Genomic DNA, 21,715 nt, shown 5'->3' with positions numbered 1-21,715 from the left:
GCCGGGTCACAGCAGCCGGGTCACAGCAGCCGGGTCACAAATGGCGTCATTCCGCCCCAACGCACCGGTGATATTTTGACCACGTCGCCTGACTGCGCAGCTTCGAGCATTTGCCCGTTCCCAAGATAGAGGGCTTCGTGCTGACCGCCGTCAGGGCCGTAGAAGATCAGGTCGCCGCGCCTCATTTCAGACGTGGGGATGTGGGTTCCCGAGGTGTACTGGTATCCAGAGTAATGAGGTAAGGAGATGCCCGCGCCCGCGAAGGCGTACATCATCAACCCCGAGCAATCGAATCCTACGTTCTTGTAGTCGCCGAATGTGTCCGCAACCCCGCCGTCTCGAATTCCGACAGTCGGGCCGTTTGCGCTCCCACCACCCCATGAGTAGCGGACTCCCAGTTGCGACATCGCACGGTCGATAACGGTCTCAATGGCCGCGTTCCCGGATAGACCTGAGTTCGTGGCACCCCCATCGCTGGCGCCCGAGGGGGCTGGGTTCTGGATGGGCGCAGATTCGACGGCATGGCCTTGCTGGACACTCTCGTCGACAATCTGCGTGTGCGGGCGCTCTTGCTCAGCGATTGCCGCGGCCCGCCGTTGTGCTGCGACATCAGCGGCAGCGCGGGCAGCCGCATCGGCGGCTGCCTGGCTCGCTGTGTCTGCAGCTTCCCTGGATGCAGCCTCATCGGCCTCGCGTTTGGCCTGCTGTTGCGCATACACTTCGCGTTGATTTTGCAAGCCCGCCACATTCGCTCTGGCTAGATCCAGTTCTGCTTGCGCCGTCTCGCGGTCTTGAGTGATTTGATCTATCCGGTTAACGGCAGAATCCTGAGAAGCGAGAGACGCGGCAATCGCCGATTGCGCCTCATCCTTCTTCCGTTCTGACTCTGTTAGCGCATTCTCGGCCGACACCTGGGAGGCACGTGCAGCAGAATCCGTGTTCGCCTCCGTGATCCTGGCTCGCTCCAGGTTTTCCATTGCTGAATTGTGCTTATCCGCCACTGCGGCGAGCATGCTAGATCTTGTCAGGAGCTCATCCGGACCGATTGAATCGACGAGGACGGAGAGTGAGCTGGTGGTTCCTCCCTGGCGGTAGGCTGCGACGAGAAATTTGTTGAACCGCTCTTGCGCCTGCAAAATCGCCGCACCGGCAGAGTCGAGTTGGATTCGGGCATGGTTGGCGACTGCGGCTGCAGAAGCCGCGATGTCGCGGGAATTTTGCAGATCTACCAGCGCTTTGTTTGCGTCCTCACGTTGGGTCGCCAACTGCTCGTCAATCTCGGCTAGCTGTTGATCAGCCGCCGCTACCTGTGCAATAAGGGCGCTGATTTGGGACACACTCTGCTCGACGAGATCTGATGCCTGCTGGATCTCTTCGGGCTGAGGGTTCGGGGGCGGTGGAATTGCCATAGCCGCGCCCGGCAACGCGATGGTGACTGCGGCAGCGGCCGCGAGACCGACCAAGGCCTCGGAGCAAAGAGCTCGCCTCGGTCCAGATCGATAGCGTTGACGCACATCACTCTCCTTCGTCTAGGCCCGATTACGCTGTCGCATACTCGAGAGTGGGGCACACTGCCGCGGTCGTCGCCGTAGCCAAGAAGCCCGCCAACCTACTAAGTAGCATAGTAGGTTGGCGGGCTTCAGCTGTCATCTTCTGCAACTTGGGCCACTCCCATCACTTGCGACGCACCCGCGGGCCGCAGAATCCCAGGGCAAAGCAACGCCTTCGCTATGCGGCCAGGACCGGCACCGACACCTCGACGCCGGCACCTCCCTTGCGGCAAACCCCTCCACGACTCGACTACTATGGGGCTTAGTGGAAGTCGGAATAGATGCTGGTCGTGTAAGTGCACGGACGCGACAAGCTCACGGGGAGGTGGCATGCGCGGACTAGGAGATCTCGAAGCGGCGATCATGGATGTGCTGTGGCATGAGGCGGCCCCATTGAACGTTCGCGGAGTGCTCGCGCGATTGAAGACTGACCGCGTCCTCGCCTACACCACGGTCATGACCGTGCTCGATAATCTGCACAGCAAAGAGTGGGTTACCCGGGAACTTGTCGGCAAGGCCTATTACTACCGGCCTATGCACACCAAGGCTGAAGCTGCGGCGAACTTGCTGCGCAAGGTGCTCGATGATTCAGGAGACCCACAAGCAGTGCTCCTGCATTTCACTCAAACTGCCAGTGAAGTTGAGTCTGCAATGCTCCGCAATGCCCTTCGAAAGAAGCGCTCCAGGCCATGATCATCGCACTGGCGCTGCTGCTGAGCGCGGTGGCCGTCGGGTGGCTATTACCGCGGAGGTTGATCGCGTCCAGCACCACCCGAACCGATCCCGCCGCATTGCTGACTGCGTGGGCGGTGTCTGCCGTAGCAATCTTCGGGTCCGCAGCTGCTGCCGTAGCGCTGCTCTTGGTACCCAGCCACGGCAGGTTTCCCGCTTTCCTGTCACTGGCCCAATCGTGCTGGCAGGCGTTGTCGCACGGAGCGCTGCCGGAAATTGAAATATTCGCGGGCCTGCTGGGGATGGTAGTGCTTGCGGCAGCGGCGATACGGACCGCGATCGTGACCGTACGCAGATCGTCCCAGCGCACAAGGTCGCGCCGCTCACATTTGTCAGCGCTGCGCATGGTGTCCACGTCTAAATGCGGTGACCCGCAGACGTGGTGGATAGATCACCCACGGCCAGTGGCGTTCAGCCTCGCCGGCCGTCCCGGGGTGATCGTGGCATCAGAGGGACTTGCGCAATTCCTCAGCGAAACAGAGGTCTCTGCGGTCCTCGCACACGAACGCGCGCATCTGCGCGGCCGTCACCACCTGATAATCGCGACGTTCGACGTGCTCGCAGAGGTGTTCCCGTTCGTGCCACTGTTTCGGCTGGCTCCCCACGCTGTGCGCGAGTTGGCCGAGTTGGCGGCAGATGCATTCGCCGCCAGGGCATACGGGCCCAGCACGGTGCGTTCTGCGCTCACAGTCCTCTCGACACAGCCTGCGCACTTCCCCGACGGTTCTCTTGCCATGGCCAATACGGCAGTGGACTTGCGGCTGTCCCGTCTACGGCCAGGTGGACCGACGGGCAGCGGATGGGCACGACGGGGATTTCACTTCGGCGCGGCCTTTGCGCTGACTGCAGTGGCGCCTGTCGCGGTCGCCGGAACAGCACTGGCTGTTGTGGCGGTGCTTTCCTGCCCAGTTCTGGGCTGATCGGCGGAAGCCCCTCGCCGTTCGAGGGACTGGTTGTCGAGCATGGTCGCGCCGGGGACGCACGTGCCGTTGTCGCAACGGATCCCTCGCCATCGCACTATCAACGCCGTAAACAGTATGGCCACCGAGGCCGCCGCCAGCAGTGGCTGGATTGGCGCCCAAATGGTGAGCGCGCCGGAGACGCCGAGTAGTGCCACCACCGCCTTGTTGCAGATCGGGCATCCCACTGCGAGCGCACTACCCAAAAGACCCACAACCCCAGGCGCATCGGCCCGGCCTTGGTTGGCCCGTGGTCGACGTAGGCCAAACCATGCGGCGCTTAAAACAGCAATCGCCGCCAGGGTGAGATAGTCCCACCACCGCGTCGACAGCATGCGCGTGAAGTACGGTGTATCGATCACATCTGTTGGGATTCCGACTGCGATCGCGGCTATGAATCCGGCAGATGCAGCGCGCGTCCAACTCCACCCGCCGCTACGGTTCAAACTAGCTCGCATATTGCACTCCGCTCATCGGGGTTTGCCACTGCGTCGCCGAATATCAGCGGCACCTAACTCGGATTTCAGCGTCGGAGTTGGCGCTATCCCACTGAGCTGGCGGCCGAACCGAATCGGGGCTTCGACGATGCGTCTCCATCGACGCACTCCTTACCTTGAGTGACTGCTGGCGCATCGTACAATTTTCAGTCAGCACAATTCTACTATTTAACATAGTAGGTAGTCGGCAAGACCGACTCTGCGGGGTGACCCAGTATCACCCCTGAGATCATCGACCAATGCCGATCTGCGGCCGAGTTCGATCCGGAAACCCGGCCCATGCCGGGGTCCGCGAAAGGTGCGCAAGCAACCGAAGAGCGCCCCGCGCCTCCTCGCCCGACTGGCCGACCCGGCAGCGACTTCGTGTATGGCCGCCCTGGCTCCATGCTGCCAACCCTTCACCCCGCCTGCCTCAAGGCTCTGCTGGTGCTACCGCCGCCCGAACACGGCATATCCAGCCGCCACCCAACTGGCAACCATGATCACTGCCCATCCACCGACGAGTGCCGCCACTGTGCCCGCAACGGTCCATCCATTCCACATTTCCGTCCACCTCCGCTGGAGTCTTCCGCCTGCCATCTACTAGCCATCTTAGTAGGTAACCTACTAAGATGGCTAGTAGATGGCAGCGGTGCAGACCGCTCCGCTCCGCTCCACATCCAGCTGATTGGGACGAAACGTGGGTAAGAAGTCAAACAAGAAGCGGGCCAAGCCGAAGGCACGCACGCCGCGCGCGAGGGCTCCGCAGAGCCCGTCACGAAGCTCGATTGCTGAAATGCATCCCGCGGCGGGAGCGACCGCTCCCGCTGCCCTGCTAGCCGCCCCGCGGCCCCTGCCGAATCCGCTTGCGCATCCGTTGACAGCAGCCCAGATCGGCCCATCTGGGAGGCGGAACTTCGCCAAACCCACCCGCCTTGATGGATCCGTCGCGCGGACCCCGCCGATGCCGCAGACCACCCGTTCGGCCGTGCTCCAAGACGTATCGGCCGAGTCGGCAGGGAAGACCCCCACTGGATCCGAAGCGCTCGTGCCGGACTCGGAGGAAGGGCCGGGCCGATGCTCCGACCTGTATTCACAGATGGAGCCTCAAGGGCTGGCCGTGACCTACTGGGGTGCCGCTGGCGAAGGCCCGCCACCTCAGGACATGTCGATACGCTTTGTCGGCACTCGGCACGGGGCCAGCGCGCCTCCCGATGAGTCCGATCACTTCGACAGGACCCTTAAGGTAGGTTCGCTCCCCTCGCACTCCGGCAGATTCGCTGTCACCGCACGGGTGAAGGGAATCTCCGGCGGCCAGTGGACGGTGGCAGCTTCTCTCCTCGATGGGGGGACTCCTCTTGAGGAGCCGCAGACAGCAGCAGCCTTCACTCGCCCCTGGGCTTTCAATCACGGCCCCGGCTTACGCCTGTGGTGTTGGCCATTACTAGTTGCCGCTGGTGCTGTGTTCGCGGTCCTCCTCCAAGGCATCCTCCTTGCATCCACCCCGATCAGCAGTGTTCCAGTCGTCGGCATGTCCGTGCTCGGATGCCTGCTGGGATATATCGGTGCGAAGGCCTGGTATCTGGTTCTGCATCGGGAGCCGATGCGGAACTTCGCACGCGCCGGCGCCTGCATCCAGGGCTTCCTGCTTGTTGCGTTTGCCACGTTGGCAGTGGGCACCTTATTAGCGGGTATGGACCTTGGGACCGTGCTGGATGCAACAACGCCTGGACTATTCTTCGGCATGGCGATCGGCCGCCCGGGATGTTTTCTCTCCGGTTGCTGTTCGGGTCGACCCACCTCGTCGCGGTGGGGGCTTTGGTCATCGGATCGGACTCTGGCAGTCAAGAGGATTCCGGTTCAACTGTTTGAGGCTGCTGCGGCGTTGCTGATCGCCATCACCACATTGGCCCTGTGGTTCGGTGGCGGGCAGCCTTTTGCCGGTGCCCTCTTCATCGGCGGGGTCGCCGCATACACCTTGGTCAGGCAGGGCCTGTTCCTGTTTCGCGCGGACTCGCATACCCTGATCGGCCGGCTCGCAGTCACGGCCGCGTGTGTCCTGGTGCTCGGGTCTGAGCTGACGATGGCCTTGGTGTAGCCATCTAGCCGGGGCAGAGGCCTCATCCGGACGGTGGCCGCCGATTCTGATAGGCCGCAGAAGTTTGGGCCTGCGACGAGGTTGTTTCAAGGGCATCGTCAAGCGCAAACGCCGCCTCGGAGACGTCTCTCCCTTGGCTGGCGGTTGTCGGCCCACTGCGGAACCACCAGCTGCGCACATGATGCTGATGCCCCCGCGCTCAGGATCTGATGCTATCCGTGACTGTGGGGCCGGGGTCGCGCCAAACGCCCGCCTCGAGAAGAGGTACCCATGACATCACGCATCACACAATTGCGGTGCGACTGGCCCACGCCGTGGCTGCCGTCATATCGGCAGCACCACGTCGCTGACGAACTCGTCCCGTATCCAGCCGACGAGGGTCTCCCACGCGCCGGTCACCAGCGCGACGCCGACCGCAAGAAGCATGATGCCACCGAAGACCTGAATGGCACGGGAGTTGCGTCGTAGCCAGTCGACGCTTCTGAGCGCCTTCGAGGAGCCGAATGCAAGGACCACGAATGGCAGCCCCAACCCCACGCAATACGCGATGATCAGAACCACTCCCCGCGCCGCAGTAGTGCCACTGGTACCGGCAGCAACGGACAGGACCCCAGCAAGTGTGGGCCCCAGACACGGTGTCCAGCCCAGCCCGAACACGCCGCCCAGCAACGGGGCACCAGCGAGCGAGGACACGCGAATCGGCGCGAAACGCGTATCTCGTTGGAGCATCGGGAACCACCCGATGAAGGCCAGCCCCATGATGATCGTCACGACGCCGCCGACACGTTGAAGAATGTCCTGGTTGATGCGCAACGAGCCGATCAGTCCGAATACTGACGCGGTCGCCAACACGAACACGACAGTGAATCCGGCCACGAACAATCCCGCAGCTCCCGCCACCCGCCACCGTCCGGGTGCTCGAACACGAGTATCGCCGGCGAGGGGCGGTGCCTCCGCCCCTGCGACCCCTGCGAGGTAGGACAGGTATCCGGGCACGAGCGGCACCACACACGGCGAGGCGAAGGACACGAGTCCCGCCAACACGCAGGCTGCCAAGGCCAGGACGAGCGGCCCACTGGCCGCTGCGGACTGGAAGCTGTCTCCGATGCCTCCGGCAAGAAGGATCACTCTCTGTGCCGCCAGTCACCCAGTGGCCGGGCGAAGGCCGGGCGCACCGCCACTAGGGAATCCGTCGGCACCGCATGCTCCTGATCAGACAGGTCCACATCGTTGTCACCTTCTACTACTTACAGTAATACTAAGATGGATAGTAGCATTGCTGTGGAGGGCTACGGCCAGGGCTCAGCGGCCGCAGGGGAAGGCAGCTGCCTCATCGCTTCCTTCCCCTGCGGCCGCAGCACGCAGAATCCGCACCACCTGCAATCCAGCGGTCCCCTCCATACGGCGCTACTGGACGTAAGACACGCTCGTCATCATCCCCGCCTCGCCGTGATACAGATTGTGGCAATGAACCAACCACTGGCCCGGATTCACCGCATCGAAGTCAACCTCCACCGTCTGGTTCGGCAAGACGATGGAGGTGTCCTTGCGGGCACCGGAGTCAGCGCCATCAACGACCTGAAAAGTGTGGCCGTGTAGGTGCATCGGATGGAACATCATGGTTTGGTTGATAAATCGCAAGCGCACCCGCTGGCCTGTGGAGACCTCCAGCGGGGCATGGTCGTCGTAGGTAGCGCCATTGATCGTCCACCGATAGCCCTCCATATCCATCCCCAACCTCACGTCGTGGATGCGATCAGGCTCACGACGGCCGATTCGCACCCGCTGTGACGACTTCAACTGCGCGCCCAAGAGCGGTGCGCCGCTCAACTCCCCTGGCCGCGCCGTCGACGCCGGCGCATCGCCTGAGGCGGCGGTGCGCAGCACTGCGAACCCCTGGCCGTCCTTCCCCTCCGCTGCCGCCACAATGGGGAAAACGCCGTCCACCAGCGTGATCAACACATCGAATCGTTCCCCCATCCCGATCAGCAGAGAGCTGGCTTGCACGGGCTCGACGGGATACCCGTCACTGTGGGTGACCGTTAGCCGATGCCCGCCCACCGCGAAACGGAACGGCGTGTCGGCACCCGCGTTGATGATTCGCAGCCGCATTCGTTGCCCCGCCTGGCCACGTATCGTGACCGGGTCCGTGCCAGTCTTGCCATTGATCAGGTAGAGCGGATACGAGACATCTCCGACATCTGGTCCCAAAGGATTTTCGGGGTCACCCATACCCATGCCGCCCATGTCATGGCCCATCCCGGACATGTCGCTCATGGGCATCCCCTCCCTGCGGAGCTTGTCCAGATACTGGTCGGGGGTTCCTGCGACGCCATCGAGCCAATCGTCGAGGACCACAACGGCCTCGATGTCGTAGTCGCTGCCCTCGTCTGGATCCTCGACAATCAATGGCGCGTAAAGACCGCGATCAAGTTGCATCCCGACATGCGGATGGAACCAGTGAGTGCCGGCGTCGGGCGCAGTGAACTCGTAGGCGAACGACCCGCCCCCTGGGACTGCGGATTGAGTCAATCCGGGCACGCCATCCATATCGTTGCGCAGTGCCACGCCGTGCCAGTGGATGGTCGATTCTTGGGGTAATTCATTAGCCAAATCCGCGCGTAGCACGTCGCCGCGGCGCATCCGGATCTCCGGGCCGGGGATCTGATCGTTGTAGGTCCAGGTGTCGACCTGCACGCCGCCAAGGTCGATGGTGCTGGGGCGAGCCCGCAGTGCCGCCGTGACCTGCCGACCCCCCGCAGTGCGGCGCGCAGCCTCAGCTTGCTCCACTGCTGAGGAAGTGGGGCCGATCGGCCCTGCCGCGGAGGGCGGTCCATTACCCCCTCGGCTGCAGGCCGCCACGGTAGCGACCGCACCCGCGCTGGCTCCGAGGATCAAGAATCTGCGACGGGACAGGGACGGGGTGGCGCATCGGTCGTTCTGCATGGCGGGGCCTCGTTTCTCGTTGCCATGGGCGCACCCACCTGTGTGTGGCGCGCCCATCAGTACTCCTACTAAGATACATAGTAGGTAGCGTCTGCATAGATGAAGGAATCCCAGATGATGAAGCTCCCACGCGGGGACGGGCGGAAACAGCAAGGCCGCAGGTCAGGTCGACCGTCGGCAATGCTGGGATCTCGAGGGGTGCCCTGGATGCTGATCGCGTCGTCACTGCTCATCATCTTTCTGGTGGCCCTCATCGCAGTCACCGTGATACCGATGGCGCGGGAGAAGGCCGAGGCGAATCGCTTTGCGCCCAGCATCGAGAACCCAGATCCCTCAACGGGGATTGCCGGCGTCGTGTCGATCGACTATCCGGCAGGTGACCATGTCGCGGCGCCGCAAACTGTGGCATATGACCAGAGTCCTCCTTTCGGAGGTCCCCACGATCAGGCCTGGGCAACCTGCACCGGCGTGGTTTATCCCTCGCCCGTTCGCAACGAGAATGCAGTTCATTCGTTGGAGCACGGAGCCGTCTGGGTGACCTACGACCCCAGTCAGCTCATCGCGGACGAGGTGGCGGCTCTTGAGTCAAAGATCGACAAGGTCCCGTATGCGCTGATGTCCCCCTACCCGGGCATGGACACCGCGATTTCACTGCAATCATGGGGGCGGCAACTCAAACTCGATGATGTGAGCGATGAACGGATCGGCCAGTTTCTGACCGCTCTTCGCCAGAATCCGAACACGCATCCAGAGATCGGCGCGAGCTGCTCGACAGCTCCCCGAGGATGATCTTCCAGTGCGGGATCTAGAGATCTAGAAGGCCGTTGACCTCCACGAAGGTCATCAGGAAGGGTGTGTGTTCGGTGGCGTCGGGGTGGCCTTAGCCGCCACCCATGGCGCAAGGCCCGTCAGGTCCGCTTTCCAGAAATCTTCCGGCGTATAACAATAAGTAGCCCGGGCACGACGAGGAGCGAGAGAAAAATCTCGACACCGGCACCGAATCGAGTTGCCAACGTCATGTCGGTGCGGAGCGGAACAGCCCCCACGAGCATGTCGGCAGTGAATATCGCGGTTTGCTGTTGCACAGAGCCATCCGGCTCGATGATGGCGCTGACGCCGCTCGTTGCGGCGACAAGAACGCTCCGGCCGTGTTCGACTGCGCGAATTCGGGACATCGCTAGTTGCTGGTAGGTCATGTCGGTGCGCCCAAAAGTGGCGTTGTTGGTGGGGACAGTGATCAGCTGTGCTCCGGACTGGACTGATTCGGCAACCAAGTCATCGAATGCAACCTCGTAACAGGTAGCTACTGCGATCGGAACGCCGTTCAAGTCGACCACGCCATTGCCCGTTCCTGCAACGAAATTTCCGGCTTGGTCCGCGTACGAGGACAGGGCCGTCACGATGCCGCGGAGCGGAAGATATTCGCCAAATGGCACGAGTTGGCGTTTGACGTGTTGTTGGCCCGGCCCCTCGACCGGGTCCCACACGATCGCACTGTTCAAGGTCGTCCCATCACCTTGCTGCAGCACCGTGCCCACCAGAATCGGAACCCCTACCCTCCGGGCCGCATCGTGGATGCGGTCAGCAGCGTCAGGGTTGCGGAATGGGTCCAGATCCGAGGCGTTCTCTGGCCAGATTACGAGCTGAGGCTGAGGTGCACGACCAGCAGAGACTTCTGTAGCTAGCTGTTCTGTCTGTGCGACATGGTTGTCGAGTACCGCCCTCCGCTGGGCGTTGAAGTCCAGGCCAAGACGCGGAACGTTTCCTTGGATCACGGCGACCGTGGTGGAACTTTGCGCCGGCACCGTTGACGACGAGACGATCACTGCCAGTAAGGCTGGCGCGGCAACGGCAATGAGATGGCCAGCGCTGGCTCGACTACGACGCCCTCGAAGGCACTGTAAGAGTCCCGCGATGCCGGCTCCCATCAGAACAATCGCAAATGATATGCCCGGCGCTCCGATGATCCCGGCGACTGGAAGGAGGGGGCCGTCCGCCTGGCCAAAGGCGAGTCGCCCCCATGGAAAACCTCCAAAAGGAACTCGCGACCGCACCGCCTCTGTGGCCACCCAGGCGCTGGCTATCCATAGTGGTGCGATGGGAAAGCGGTTGACCACTGCAACTACTGCCCCGAAGGCTGCTACGGAAGTGGCCTCAATCGCCGCTAACGCCAGCCAGGGGACAGCCCCCACGTATGTACCCACCCAAGGTAGTAGCGGCACGAAGAACGCCAACCCGGCCAGGTAGCCGTAGCCAAATCCTGCACGCAGGGAACGTCCCTGCAGCACGAGCGTCAGAATCGCCAACCCGACCGGAGCGAGAAACCAGGTGGTCCGTGGTGGAAAGCTGAGGAACAAGAGTGTCCCAGCGCCGATCGAGCCGACGCTGCGGGCGACGACAGCCAGCGTTGCTGTTTGGAGTGTTTGAGCTCTCTGGCCTGCATCAAGCTCAGGGTTCGGCAAGAGCTTGATCGTCACGAGTTTGGCCCCCTTTGGGCATAGACCATTGCTGCACGGACTCTGGCTAAGCCCCGGTGGAGAGGTTGCCAGCAGAATTCAACCTACTAAGTTAGATAGTAGATTATTTTTGTGTGTCACCCGGCGGGCATCCAGCAGCGGAAGATACCTCCTTCTACGTCAATGACAGTGCAGGGGCTGCGGATTCAACGATGGCGGGTCCAGGACCAGGTTGAGCGCGAGCGGGAAGCGTGCACCCAGATACCGTGGCTCAGTCCAGCGTGTACAGCGTCTGCGCAGTCATCGCGTATGCGGTGTTGAAGTCGACCGCGAGCACCGCCTCCACCGGCCCCACCACGTCCCGCTGCTCCCACACCTCGCCATTGTGGCTACGCCAGGCGACACCGCCGGTGTCAACGCCCCACAGGGAGCCGTCCCCGGCGGCTGAGACGCGAACTAGAAGCGGGGCTCCGGGCACGACGGCGAAGGTGCGGCCAGCGTCGAGACTGTGCTGCAGGCCGTCAGCGGTCGCCGCCCAGATACCGCTGTCCGTGGCGGCGAGAGCCGCAGCGTGCATCGGGGCACCGGGGGTCCACGTGGATCCCCCGTCTTTGGAGACGATAAGGCCGGTGACGCCGTCGAAGCCGATCAGGACTTCGCCGTCGGTGGCCAACGCATGGAAGTCGATCTCCCCCACCAGTGATCGCGACTCCCAGGTGCGTCCGCCATCGCTGCTCGCGGTCAGTCCCAACGGGTTCGGAGCACTGCTCGACCGCCCTGGATGGCCCGAGGCGAAAAGATTGTTGGTGCCCGGAACCCCGGACAGGCCCATGAAATCGTCGTCCGACTCGCCGACCTTCATGGTGCGCCCAGACCTCTCGACCTCGAACACCCCGGTATGGGTTCCCGCGAGGACCGCGCCGTCGGCGCCGAGGTGCAGCCCGTGCAGGTGGTCGAGCGGCGGGTCCAAGACAACCTGGGCCGTCGCAGAACCCGCCGACGCCGATCCCGGGCCGGCCTCCCCGTCAGGGGATTCCTGCGCGGACGCGCAGCTCGCGAGCACGATCGCGGCGAGGGGGACGGCTAGGGCCGCGAGGGCGCGGCGGCGCTGTCGGGACGTGCGAGATCCGGGCATGGAAACTATTTCTCGTTTCTATTGATATGAAGGGATGCACTCAGGCGCGGGCGAGTCGCGCGGGGTCGAGCTCCAAGCGGCGCAGCAACTGCGCGTTGAGGGCCACGACGATCGTCGAGACCGACATGAGCACCGCCGCCGCCGCTGGGGGCAGCACCACTCCGGCGAATGCGAGGACGCCGGCGGCGAGCGGAACGGCGAGGATGTTGTAGCCCGCCGCCCACACGAGGTTCTGCCACATCTTCCGGTAGGAGGCGTGGGAGAGAACGATGATGGAGAGCACGGCCCGCGGGTCGTTCGCTGCGAGCACCACCCCGGCGGACTCGATGGCCACGTCGGTGCCGGCGCCGATCGCGACGCCGACGTCGGCGCGGGCCAGCGCGGGCGCGTCGTTGACGCCGTCCCCGACCATCGCCACCCGGTGCCCGCGGGCTTGCAGCTCGGCGACCTTCGCGTCCTTGTGCTCGGGGAGCACCTGGGCGAACACCTCGTCGATCCCCAAGTCTGCGGCGACGGCGTCGGCGACTTGCTGGGCGTCGCCGGTGATCATCGCGACCTTCACCCCGCGGGCATGCAGGGCGTCGATGGCCTGGCGGGACTCCTCGCGGACAGCGTCCTCAAGGGCCACCGCACCGAGCACGTCCTCGCCCCGGACCACGTGCAGCACTGACGCGCCGCGCGCCACCCATGCTTCGGTGGCGGCGGCGACGTCGTCGGGCACGGTCAGGCCGAGGTCCGCGAGCATCGCCGGGCCGCCGACAGAGACGGTGTCGCCGCCGATGGTGGCCCGGACGCCGCGCCCGGGCACCGACCGGAAATCATTCGCTGACAACCGATCCTCCGTTGCCACGCGCTGGCTCGCTGCGGCCACAATGGCCCGGGCGACGGGATGCTCACTGTCCGCCTCGACCGCCGCGGCCAACGCCAGCAGCTGCTCCTCGCCGACCCCCGCGGCTGCGGCCACACCGGTGACCTGGTGCTGGCCCTCGGTGAGAGTGCCGGTCTTATCGAACAAGACCACGTCCACGGTGCGCATCCGCTCGAGCGCGAGCCGATCCTTGACCAACACCCCCGCCTTCGCGGCACGCTCGGTGGAGATGGCGATGACCAGCGGGATCGCCAGGCCCAACGCATGCGGGCAAGCGATGACAAGCACGGTGACTGTGCGCACGACCGCCTCATCGACATTGCCGATCAGCGACCACACCACGAACGTCGCAATACCCGCGACCGTCGCGAAGTAGAACAGGAACGCGGCGGCCTTGTCGGCGAGGGCCTGCGCGCGCGAGGACGACGCCTGCGCGTCGGCGACCATCCGCTGGATCCCCGCCAGCGCGGTGTCCTCCCCGACCGCGGTGACCCGCACCCGCAAGGCGCTATCGGTGGCCACGGTGCCCGCGACGATGGTGTCCCCAGGAGCCCGGATCACTGGTGCGGATTCGCCGGTGATCATCGACTCGTCCACCTCGGCGCGCCCCTCGGTGACTGCGCCGTCGGCGGGCACCCGGGCGCCAGCGCGCACGAGCACCAGGTCACCACGGGTGAGATCGGAGATCGGGACCTCGCGGACACCGTCCGCGGTGATCAGCTCGGCGGTGTCCGGGAGCATCGCCGCCAGCGCGTCGAGCGCCCCCGACGCCGAGCCCAACGCCCGCATCTCCAGCCAGTGGCCCAGCAGCATGATCACGATCAGCAGGGCCAGTTCCCACCAGAAGTCGAGGTTGAACCCGCCGATCTCCAGAGTGGTGATCCACGACGCGACGAACGCGACGGTGATGGCCATGGCGATGAGCAGCATCATCCCGGGCTGGCGGGTCCGGGCCTCGTGCCAGCCGCCGGTCAGGAACGGCAGGCCTCCGTAGAAGTAGATGCCCGTGCCGATGATCGGGGCGATCCACATCGAGCCGGCGAACTCGGGCATGGTGTAGCCGAGCAGGTCGGCGATCATGTGGCTGAACACCACGACCGGCACGGTCAGGGCCAGGCAGACCCAGAAGCGGCGGCGGAACATCTCACCGTGTGCCCCGTGCCCGGCGTGCTTGTCATGTCCCCCGTGCCCGATGGGGGCCGCGGGGGCGTGCCCGGCGTGCTCGGTATGGCCATGCTCGGCCAGACCCGAGGGGAGAGGGGTGTGTCCGTGCTCGGGGCTGGCCATGGGCGGATCTCCTGACGGTCGGGTGGGAACTAGCTGTTACAGCGTGGTCAGCAGTTGCCGCATGACGTCGATCTCCTGCTGCTGGGTGTCGATGATGGTCTGCGCCATCTCGAGCGCGGCGGGGAACTGGCCGTCCTTGAGCTCGTCCTCGGCCATGGTGATCGCGCCCTCGTGGTGGCCGATCATCTGGGTGAGGAACAGCTTCGACGCGTCGGTGCCTTGGGCGTCGGTCAGGTCCTGCAGATCCTGCTCGCTGAGCATGCCCTCCATTGTGGCCATGTCGTGGCCCATGCTGGGCATCTCCGTCGGCTCGCCCCACTGCCCGAGCCAGTCGGTCAGTTGCGCCAGCTCGGGGGCCTGGGCGGCCTTGATCTCCTCGGCCAGCGCCACCATCGGCGCGGAGATGCCGTCCTTGGCCAGCAAGATCTCGCTCATCTGCACGGCTTGGGCGTGGTGCGGGATCATCATCTGCGCGAACATCACGTCTGCGTCGTTGTGCGCCTCCGCGGAGGCGGCGGGAGTCTGTGCGGCGCTCGCGCTGGTCGTCGTAGTGGCAGTCGTGTCCGTGGCGGCGGTGTCGCCGCTGCCGCACGCGGTCAACCCCAGAACCAGGGCGATGGCGGCGGCGCCTACTGCGAGAGTCTTCTTGCTCATGTCACTGTGTCCTTTGTTCGGAGGGCGGAGGGGTCATCGGGGCCGGACCCAGCGGCAGGGTCCGGCCCGCGAAAAAGAGTGGTGACCAGGTAGATCACCAACACCCACAATGCGAGCACGGCGGCGATCGCTGACCATCCGATCCAGCTCATCGCGCCCCTGCCTGTTATGTCCTGCATTCTCCGCCGCTGTGCCTCCCACAGCGTGATGCGTGGACCCCATGATTCGGGTGTTCGTTTCATGAAGATTTGGTCAAGACGGACAGCCGGGATGCCGCGGACAAGTAGTGCTGACGATGATGGAGCCATGGCCCCGCACCCAGACACCATCGCCACGACCAGCCGCCAGGCCCCGGCTCCGCGCCCGCCGACCGGGCTGCGGGCGATGGTCGTCGAGGACGAGGCGTCGCTGGCCATGCTCGTCGCATCGTATTTGGAGCGCGACGGATTCGAGGTCGCCATCGCCGGCGACGGCCACGACGCGCTGAATCTCGCGCGGCAATTCGACCCCGACGTCGTGGTCCTCGACCTAGGCCTACCAAAACTGGACGGCGTCGAGGTGTGCCGAGCGCTGCGCACCTTCTCCGATGCCTACGTCGTGATGCTCACCGCCCGCGCCGAGGAGATCGACACCGTCATCGGCCTGTCCGTCGGCGCCGACGACTACCAGACGAAGCCCTTCAGCCCCCGCGAGCTGATGGCCCGCATCCAGGCCATGATGCGCCGTCCCCGCGCGCGAACGGGGGCCCCTGCGGGCATGGCCCGGCCGCGAGAGGTGCGCACGTTCGGGGACCTGTCCATCGACATCGATGCCCGCGAGGTCGCAGTCGGCGACGCCACTGTGTCGTTGACCCGCACGGAGTTCAACGTCCTGGCGGCGCTATCGCGGGACCCCAGCATTGTCCTCACCCGCACGCGGCTGATCGCCGCGGTGTGGGGGCCGTCGTGGGTGGGCGACGAGCACCTGGTGGACGTGCACATCGGCCACCTGCGTCGCAAACTCGGCGACGACGCCACCGTCGGGCGCTACGTGCGCACCGTCCGCGGCGTCGGCTACCGGATGGGGACCGGCCTGGGGTTGGCGCAGTGACCCGGCGCGACAAGCTCGCCGCAACCAGCTTCGGCACCCGGCTGCTCGCCGCGGTAACTGCGGTGGTCGTCGGCTGCGCCGTCAGCGCGTGGCTGGTCGCGGCGGCCGTCGCGCCCGGCATCTTCCACGATCACCTCGACCAGGCCGGTATCGACCGGCTCTCCGAGGAGGCCGCCCACATTGAGGAGGCGTACGCCTGGTCGATGACCCTGACCTGGTCGATCGCGCTGGCGTTCGCGGTGCTGCTCGCGCTGGCGGTCAGCTGGTTCATCGCGCGCCGGGTCCAACGCTCCATCGCCTCCGTGACCGCGTCCGCCGCGCAGATCACAAGTGGGCGCTACGGGGTCCGCGTCGCCGGCCCCGGGCTGGGCCGCGAGTTCGACCAGCTCACCGCCGCTTTCAACGAGCTCGCCCACCGGCTCGAGGAGACCGAGGGGACCCGCAGGCAGATGCTGTCCGACCTCGCCCATGAAATGCGCACACCCCTGGCCACCCTCGACTCATACTTCGAGGCCCTCGAAGACGGCGTCCGCGAACTCGACGCCGGCACCATGGAGATCCTGCGTCTGAGCACCCACCGCCTGGGCCGCCTCGCCCGCGACATCACCGCGGTCTCCCACGCGGAGGAGGGCCGCGAGCGCATCGCCGCGGTCTCGATCCCGACGGCAGAGCTGATCGACACCGCGATCCGCAGCGTTCAGGAGCGCTACGACGACAAGGCCGTCACGCTGGGCGGGCAAGCGCGAGGCGCGACAACCGTGACCGCGGACCCCGACCGAATGGGCCAGGTCCTCGGCAACCTGCTCGACAACGCCCTACGCCACACACCCACCGGTGGCACAGTCACCGTCACCAGCCGCCCCCACGGCCAGGGCTGGGTCGAGATCACCATCTCAGACAACGGCGAGGGCATCGCCCCCGAGCATCTCGAACATCTATTTGACCGGTTCTACCGTGCTGACACCGCGCGCGATCGCCAGCACGGCGGCAGCGGGATCGGACTGACGATCACCCGCGCCCTCGTCGAGGCGCACGGGGGCACCATCCACGTCCGCAGCGACGGGCAGGGCCACGGCGCACGGTTCACCGTCCAACTGCCGGCGATCGAATAGCTTGGAGCTACCCGAGCCTCCCGTGAATTCTGTAATCCGCGCGTGAGCCTTCTATCTCAGAGTAGGGCAGGTGTCGAGATGCAGCGAGAGCTAGCAGGACACGCCAGTGATCATGACAGACAGTCGGAAGTCGGTCCTAACTGGATCCAGTAACGGCGGCTGACATCGTCGCCATCCGTCATTCGAGAACAGGTAGCCCGTTCGCCCGGGTCTGCGGAGGGGTTTCCGACAACATTGAGGCCGCGATGGCGGCGCCGACCCGGTGTGCGGCTGCGATGTCTAGGACTTCGCCATCGGGGTGTGCATCCAGCCACGGTTGGGCCTCCTCGCGGGAGGCGAAGTAGTGCACCTGGTTGCAGAACGAGGACCGTACGGGTCCGTCGTGCTCCGGGATCAAGAGGGATAGGACGGCGGTGTTGGGCTGCATGGATGTGATCGTGCCGTCGGCGCCCGTTGTCACCTGGATAGGGGTCCCGCTGCCTGGGGAAGTCGACTCGATCGTCGCGGCCTTCCCTATCAGCGAGGGGAAGAAGAGGGTGTCCAGCGCGCACCACGTGTAGAGCTGCCGACCCGCCACCGTGAAGCGATGCGACGTGGGCCGCAGCGTCAGGGCCAGGCCGATGACGCGGCCGTCATCGTCGTACTCGGCGTCTGAGACTGCGAACAGTCCTTGCCGGGCCTCATCCTCGCTCTGCCCGCTGGCCGTGGCTAGTTCGGCGACGGTGACGGGCTCACCCTCGGCCAGCAGCCGCAGGAGCGGCACGAACAGGCTCGGGTCGAGCCCCGACCGGGATGGGGACAGCAGGTACGCAAGGGTTTTCTCGTCGATGGCGGTCATGTGATTCCTTTGCTTCAGCAGCGGGGACGCGAGCTCACGCGCAGCAGGAGAGCCTGGCGACGTCGGTGGTGAACGCCTTGCAGGCGATCCGAATGCCCTCCGCCATCGTGAGATAGGGGCTCCACGCGGCGGCGACCTGCAAGGTCGTCATTGCCCCCTCGAGGATGTAGACGCCCGCGGCGGCGATCTCCCCGGCGTCCTTCGCCACCGCGGAGATGCCCAGGATCCGCCCGCTGTCACGATCGGCGACGACCTTGATGAAGCCGCGGGTGTCGCGGTTGGCCTGCGCCCGCGGGACGAACTCCAGGGGCAGAACCTGGCTGACGCTGGCAATCCCGGCGGCCACGGCGTCCCGCTCCGTCATCCCGACCGCCCCGATAGCGGGACTGGTGAAGGTGACGCGGGGCAGATTCCGGTAGTCGACCTCCGCGACGGTGTCCGTGAACGCGTTCTCCACCGCGAGGGCGCCGTGGGCCGCCGCGACGTACACGAACTCCCTCTCGCCGGTCACGTCCCCGGCGGCCCAGACTCGCAGGTTGGACGTGGCGAGCCGGAAATCCACCACAATCTTCCCGGACGTGCCGGTCTTCACCCCGACCCGGTCAAGATTCAGCTCCGCGGTGACGGGCCGACGCCCCGCGGCCACCAGCAGCTGCGCGGCCCGGAACATCTCCTGCCCGCCGCCCACGGTCGCGGAGACGACGATCTCTCCGCTGCCGTCGTCGCGCTCCACAGTGTTCACGGCGGCCTGTCGGACCACGCGAATCCCCTCGTCCGCGAACACCCCGGCCAACGCCTCGGACGCCTCCGGCTCCTCCTGCGAGGCCAGCCGGGAGCGGACCAGCATCGTCACCTGGGAGCCCAGCCTGGAGAAGAGCTGCGCCAACTCCAGAGCGACGTAGCCCCCGCCCAGGACCAGCAATGTCTCGGGCACCTCGTCCAATTCCATCGCCGTCGTCGAGGTCAGGTAGCCGGCCTCGGCCAGTCCCGGAATGGGGGGCAAGTAGGGGGCTGAGCCGGTGGCCACGAGATAGTGCTCGGCTTCGATCGTCCGCAGCGCGCCGCCGGGCGAAGTGACCTGGAGCAGTGGCGCATCCGGGGTTCCGGTGAACGATGCCTCCCCCTCAACCATGTCCCACCCGTGGATGGCGGCCTGATCGACGTACTTCTCCGCTCGCATGCTCTCCACCAGGGCGTCCTTGCCCTTGATCAGCGCGGGCATGTCCACCGGTCCGGCCGAGGCCGCCACCCCCGGGAAGCGGGCCGAGTCTGACGCGACGTGGCGGGCCTCCGCAGCGGCTAGGAGTGCTTTCGACGGCACGCACCCGGTGTTCACGCACGCCCCGCCGATGGTTCCGCGCTCGACCATCACGACCCGCTTGCCCAGTCCTGTGGCCCGGATTGCGGCCGCGAAGGCTCCGCCCCCGGAGCCGATAATCGCCAGATCGAACAGCTTGTCGCTCACTCAGATACCTCTTCGTCGTGACTCAGGAACTCCTGTCCGCCATTATGAACCTTCCAGTACGATGGAAGGTCAAGTCTGGCGATCACGGAGGGGGCTTTGGCTCACATGAGAATCGGGCAACTCGCCGAGGCGACCGGCACGACAACCAAGACCCTGCGCTTCTACGAGGAGTCCGGACTCCTCACCCCCGCCGAACGACTGGCCTCTGGCTACCGGGACTACACCGACGAAGCCGTGGGCCAGGTCGGGTTCATCCATCGGGGCCAGGCCGCCGGGCTGACCCTCGCCCAAATCCGGCAGATTCTGGAGATCCGCGAACGCGGCCAAACGCCATGCTCGCACGTCCAGGGCCTGCTGGGCGAGCGACTCGATGAGCTTGACGCCCAGATCACCGAGCTGCTGGCGCTCAGGGAGACCATCTCCCATCTCCATGCGAACGCGAGCAAGCCGGACCCGAACTCATGCTCCGCCGACCAAGTCTGCCGCTACCTCTGATCGAGATCCCAGAATCTCGGTGTCCACAGCCTCCTTGCGCCTCGTCCCTGCCTGCTTTCGCTGTTCCGATGACCGGACGGGGCCTGCGTTCTACGTGCATCGCCACGATTTCCCGTCGGCGTGAGATTCCCAGACGAGACCGTGGCCACGCGCTACACCGCCGCTCGGCGCTCGAGCAGCACAGTATCCCGCCACTGCCCATCAACCTGAACAATGCGCTCGCGCACACCCACGGTGCGGAACCCCGAGGAGTGATGCAGCGCGATCGCCGCACGGTCGCTCGGGAAGATGGATGTCTGCAGCATCCACACACCGTCCTCGTCGGCGGCGATCACCTGGGTGCGTAGCAGCGATTTCCCGACGCCCCGCTCCCGCATGCCCTGCGCGACGCAGATCTCGGCCTCCGCCACGCCGCGGGCGTGGCCTCGCCTCGAGGCGGGGCTCAATGCCGCCCAGCCGACGACCGCCCCATCCACCTCGGCGACCCATCGATGCCCCGGCAGCCACTCACGGTCGAGCTCGTCCCGCGTCGGCAGACACGGCTCTGATTCACCTGTCCGGGTGGCGATCTCGTCGCCGCAGATGCGGAGCACCGCGTCCCAGTCGCCGTCGGCCATCGGGCGCACCGTGACGCCGGCGGGCAAATCCTCTGGGCAGCACGGGCGCTGGGCCAACAGCCCCATCACGGCATCCGCCGCCTGCGGAAGACCCCCGCAGCAAGCGGAGTTGACCGAGACGATGGTGCTGGTCCCCTCCTTGTGCATGCTGACGAAACCGGCATCCGCGAGCTTGCGGACGTGATGGGAGACGGTGGGCTGGCCTATCCCCAGTTTCGGGCTACGAGGACACTGGCCACAAGCACCAGAGCCGCATTCCGCGATGGCCGTCGACCATCGCGGGGCCTCCCGCAGCGGGGCCTTCGCCGCATTGGTGATCGCGCTGAGTCTTGGCGCATTCGTGGCGTTCGCCGTGGTGTTCAACCGGGTTCCGCTACTGGTTGAACGCGGGTTCAGTCCCAGCTCTACCGCGTGGACTCTAGGGCTGGGCGGTGCCGGGCAGGTGCTAGGCCGGGTGGGGTACCTGCCGTTGGCCGCCCGTATCGGGCCGCGTGGCCGCGCAGTTGCCGTGATGGTCACGACAGCGCTGCCCACTGCGGCGCTCGGCATCGTGGGATCAGCGGCCGCATTGATTCTGGTAGCGGTGGGGGCTGGAGTGGTCCGTGGAATCCGCACCCTCATCCAGGCCACGGCGATTACCGAGCGTTGGGGGCAAACGCACTACGTCCGCCTCAGCGGCCTCATATCTGCGCCCGTCGTCACCATGATGGCGATCGCCCCGTGGGCCGGCACAGCGCTCTCGTCCTGGACTGGGCGCTACGCGCGGACTTACGTTGTTCTCGGCCTGGTCGCTGTGCTCGCCGCAGGGTTCGCCGCCGCCAGCATGCCTCGTCAGACTGGTGATGGTAAACCGAGGACCATCTAGCGCTCAATGGCGGGATTGTAAGTCACCAACGCACTCTGCCACTCCTGCCAAGCCCGGTATTCACCATCCCCAT

At 65.4% G+C, this 21,715-nt stretch carries 16 protein-coding genes and 2 pseudogenes; 8 read left to right on the top strand and 10 right to left on the bottom strand.

All coding sequences use genetic code 11. From position 1 onward, the window contains the following. Positions 1–20: 20 nt before the first annotated feature. Entirely contained in the window at positions 21–1,409 is a 1,389-nt protein-coding gene (locus TBIF_RS23535; protein ID WP_148302248.1) for an NlpC/P60 family protein, read from the bottom strand. Between the two features lie 471 nt (positions 1,410–1,880). On the opposite strand from TBIF_RS23535, the gene TBIF_RS11875 reads away from it, so the two are divergent. From TBIF_RS11875 to TBIF_RS24975, 3 genes are all read left to right on the top strand, one after another. After that, complete coding sequence (locus TBIF_RS11875; protein ID WP_024795016.1) at positions 1,881–2,243, top strand: BlaI/MecI/CopY family transcriptional regulator; 363 nt, start codon at positions 1,881–1,883, stop codon at positions 2,241–2,243. Continuing rightward, positions 2,240–3,202 (top strand): M56 family metallopeptidase, encoded by a 963-nt coding sequence (locus TBIF_RS11870; RefSeq protein WP_024795015.1) that lies wholly within the window; start codon positions 2,240–2,242, stop codon positions 3,200–3,202. Before TBIF_RS11875 ends, TBIF_RS11870 begins: the two co-directional genes overlap by 4 nt. A 1,311-nt stretch (positions 3,203–4,513) precedes the next feature. After that, positions 4,514–5,815 (top strand): prolipoprotein diacylglyceryl transferase family protein, encoded by a 1,302-nt coding sequence (locus TBIF_RS24975; RefSeq protein ID WP_307810592.1) that lies wholly within the window; start codon positions 4,514–4,516, stop codon positions 5,813–5,815. Between the two features lie 324 nt (positions 5,816–6,139). On the opposite strand, the gene TBIF_RS11860 is transcribed toward TBIF_RS24975, so the two are convergent. Both TBIF_RS11860 and TBIF_RS11855 read right to left on the bottom strand, forming a co-directional pair. Continuing rightward, entirely contained in the window at positions 6,140–6,943 is an 804-nt protein-coding gene (locus tag TBIF_RS11860) for a cytochrome c biogenesis CcdA family protein (RefSeq protein WP_024795013.1), read from the bottom strand. Positions 6,944–7,222: 279 nt separating this feature from the next. Next, positions 7,223–8,761, bottom strand: coding sequence for a multicopper oxidase family protein (locus TBIF_RS11855; protein ID WP_024795012.1), 1,539 nt, complete (start codon positions 8,759–8,761; stop codon positions 7,223–7,225). Positions 8,762–8,941: 180 nt separating this feature from the next. Here TBIF_RS11855 and TBIF_RS23530 point away from each other — a divergent pair. Next, positions 8,942–9,547 (top strand): annotated as a pseudogene (locus TBIF_RS23530) (thioredoxin-like domain-containing protein); the annotation flags it as partial. A 122-nt stretch (positions 9,548–9,669) separates the two neighbouring features. Here the strand turns inward: TBIF_RS23530 and lnt are convergent. The 4 genes from lnt to TBIF_RS11830 all read right to left on the bottom strand — a co-directional run bounded on the left by lnt (position 9,670) and on the right by TBIF_RS11830 (position 15,161). Then, positions 9,670–11,166: an apolipoprotein N-acyltransferase gene (gene lnt, locus TBIF_RS11845; protein ID WP_024795011.1), complete on the bottom strand. Its 1,497-nt coding sequence runs from the start codon at positions 11,164–11,166 to the stop codon at positions 9,670–9,672. Positions 11,167–11,488: 322 nt separating this feature from the next. Then, positions 11,489–12,352, bottom strand: coding sequence for a F510_1955 family glycosylhydrolase (locus TBIF_RS11840; RefSeq protein WP_024795010.1), 864 nt, complete (start codon positions 12,350–12,352; stop codon positions 11,489–11,491). A gap of 40 nt (positions 12,353–12,392) precedes the next feature. After that, positions 12,393–14,507 carry a heavy metal translocating P-type ATPase gene (locus tag TBIF_RS11835; RefSeq protein WP_084611672.1) on the bottom strand — a complete coding sequence of 705 codons (2,115 nt, stop codon included), beginning with the start codon at positions 14,505–14,507 and terminating at the stop codon, positions 12,393–12,395. A gap of 36 nt (positions 14,508–14,543) precedes the next feature. Further along, positions 14,544–15,161: a DUF305 domain-containing protein gene (locus tag TBIF_RS11830; protein ID WP_024795008.1), complete on the bottom strand. Its 618-nt coding sequence runs from the start codon at positions 15,159–15,161 to the stop codon at positions 14,544–14,546. Between the two features lie 384 nt (positions 15,162–15,545). Here TBIF_RS11830 and TBIF_RS11825 point away from each other — a divergent pair, with 384 nt between their 5' ends. Then, positions 15,546–16,250: a response regulator transcription factor gene (locus tag TBIF_RS11825; protein ID WP_024795007.1), complete on the top strand. Its 705-nt coding sequence runs from the start codon at positions 15,546–15,548 to the stop codon at positions 16,248–16,250. After that, positions 16,247–17,362, top strand: a complete 1,116-nt coding sequence (locus TBIF_RS11820; RefSeq protein ID WP_024795006.1) for a sensor histidine kinase — start codon at positions 16,247–16,249, stop codon at positions 17,360–17,362. The genes TBIF_RS11825 and TBIF_RS11820 overlap by 4 nt, the downstream gene beginning before the upstream one ends. A 178-nt stretch (positions 17,363–17,540) precedes the next feature. On the opposite strand, the gene merB is transcribed toward TBIF_RS11820, so the two are convergent. After that, positions 17,541–18,200: an organomercurial lyase MerB gene (gene merB, locus TBIF_RS11815; RefSeq protein ID WP_024795005.1), complete on the bottom strand. Its 660-nt coding sequence runs from the start codon at positions 18,198–18,200 to the stop codon at positions 17,541–17,543. 34 nt (positions 18,201–18,234) lie between these two features. After that, positions 18,235–19,665 carry a mercury(II) reductase gene (gene merA / locus TBIF_RS11810; RefSeq protein ID WP_024795004.1) on the bottom strand — a complete coding sequence of 477 codons (1,431 nt, stop codon included), beginning with the start codon at positions 19,663–19,665 and terminating at the stop codon, positions 18,235–18,237. Between the two features lie 105 nt (positions 19,666–19,770). On the opposite strand from merA, the gene TBIF_RS11805 reads away from it, so the two are divergent. Further along, positions 19,771–20,160 carry a heavy metal-responsive transcriptional regulator gene (locus tag TBIF_RS11805; protein ID WP_024795003.1) on the top strand — a complete coding sequence of 130 codons (390 nt, stop codon included), beginning with the start codon at positions 19,771–19,773 and terminating at the stop codon, positions 20,158–20,160. A gap of 152 nt (positions 20,161–20,312) precedes the next feature. On the opposite strand, the pseudogene TBIF_RS23525 reads toward TBIF_RS11805, so the two are convergent. Continuing rightward, a pseudogene (locus tag TBIF_RS23525) lies at positions 20,313–20,990 on the bottom strand (helix-turn-helix domain-containing GNAT family N-acetyltransferase); the annotation flags it as partial. Between the two features lie 49 nt (positions 20,991–21,039). Between TBIF_RS23525 and TBIF_RS26275 the strand changes: the two are divergent. Then, on the top strand, positions 21,040–21,642 hold the full coding sequence (locus TBIF_RS26275; RefSeq protein ID WP_235174695.1) for an MFS transporter: 603 nt from the start codon (positions 21,040–21,042) through the stop codon (positions 21,640–21,642). The last annotated feature ends 73 nt before the right edge of the window (positions 21,643–21,715 follow it).

The sequence above is a fragment of the Tomitella biformata AHU 1821 genome (genome assembly GCF_000524475.1).
GTDB classification, from domain to species: domain Bacteria; phylum Actinomycetota; class Actinomycetes; order Mycobacteriales; family Mycobacteriaceae; genus Tomitella; species Tomitella biformata.
Note: the sequence above shows the minus strand (reverse complement) of the source record. Positions and strands in the feature narration are given on the sequence as shown.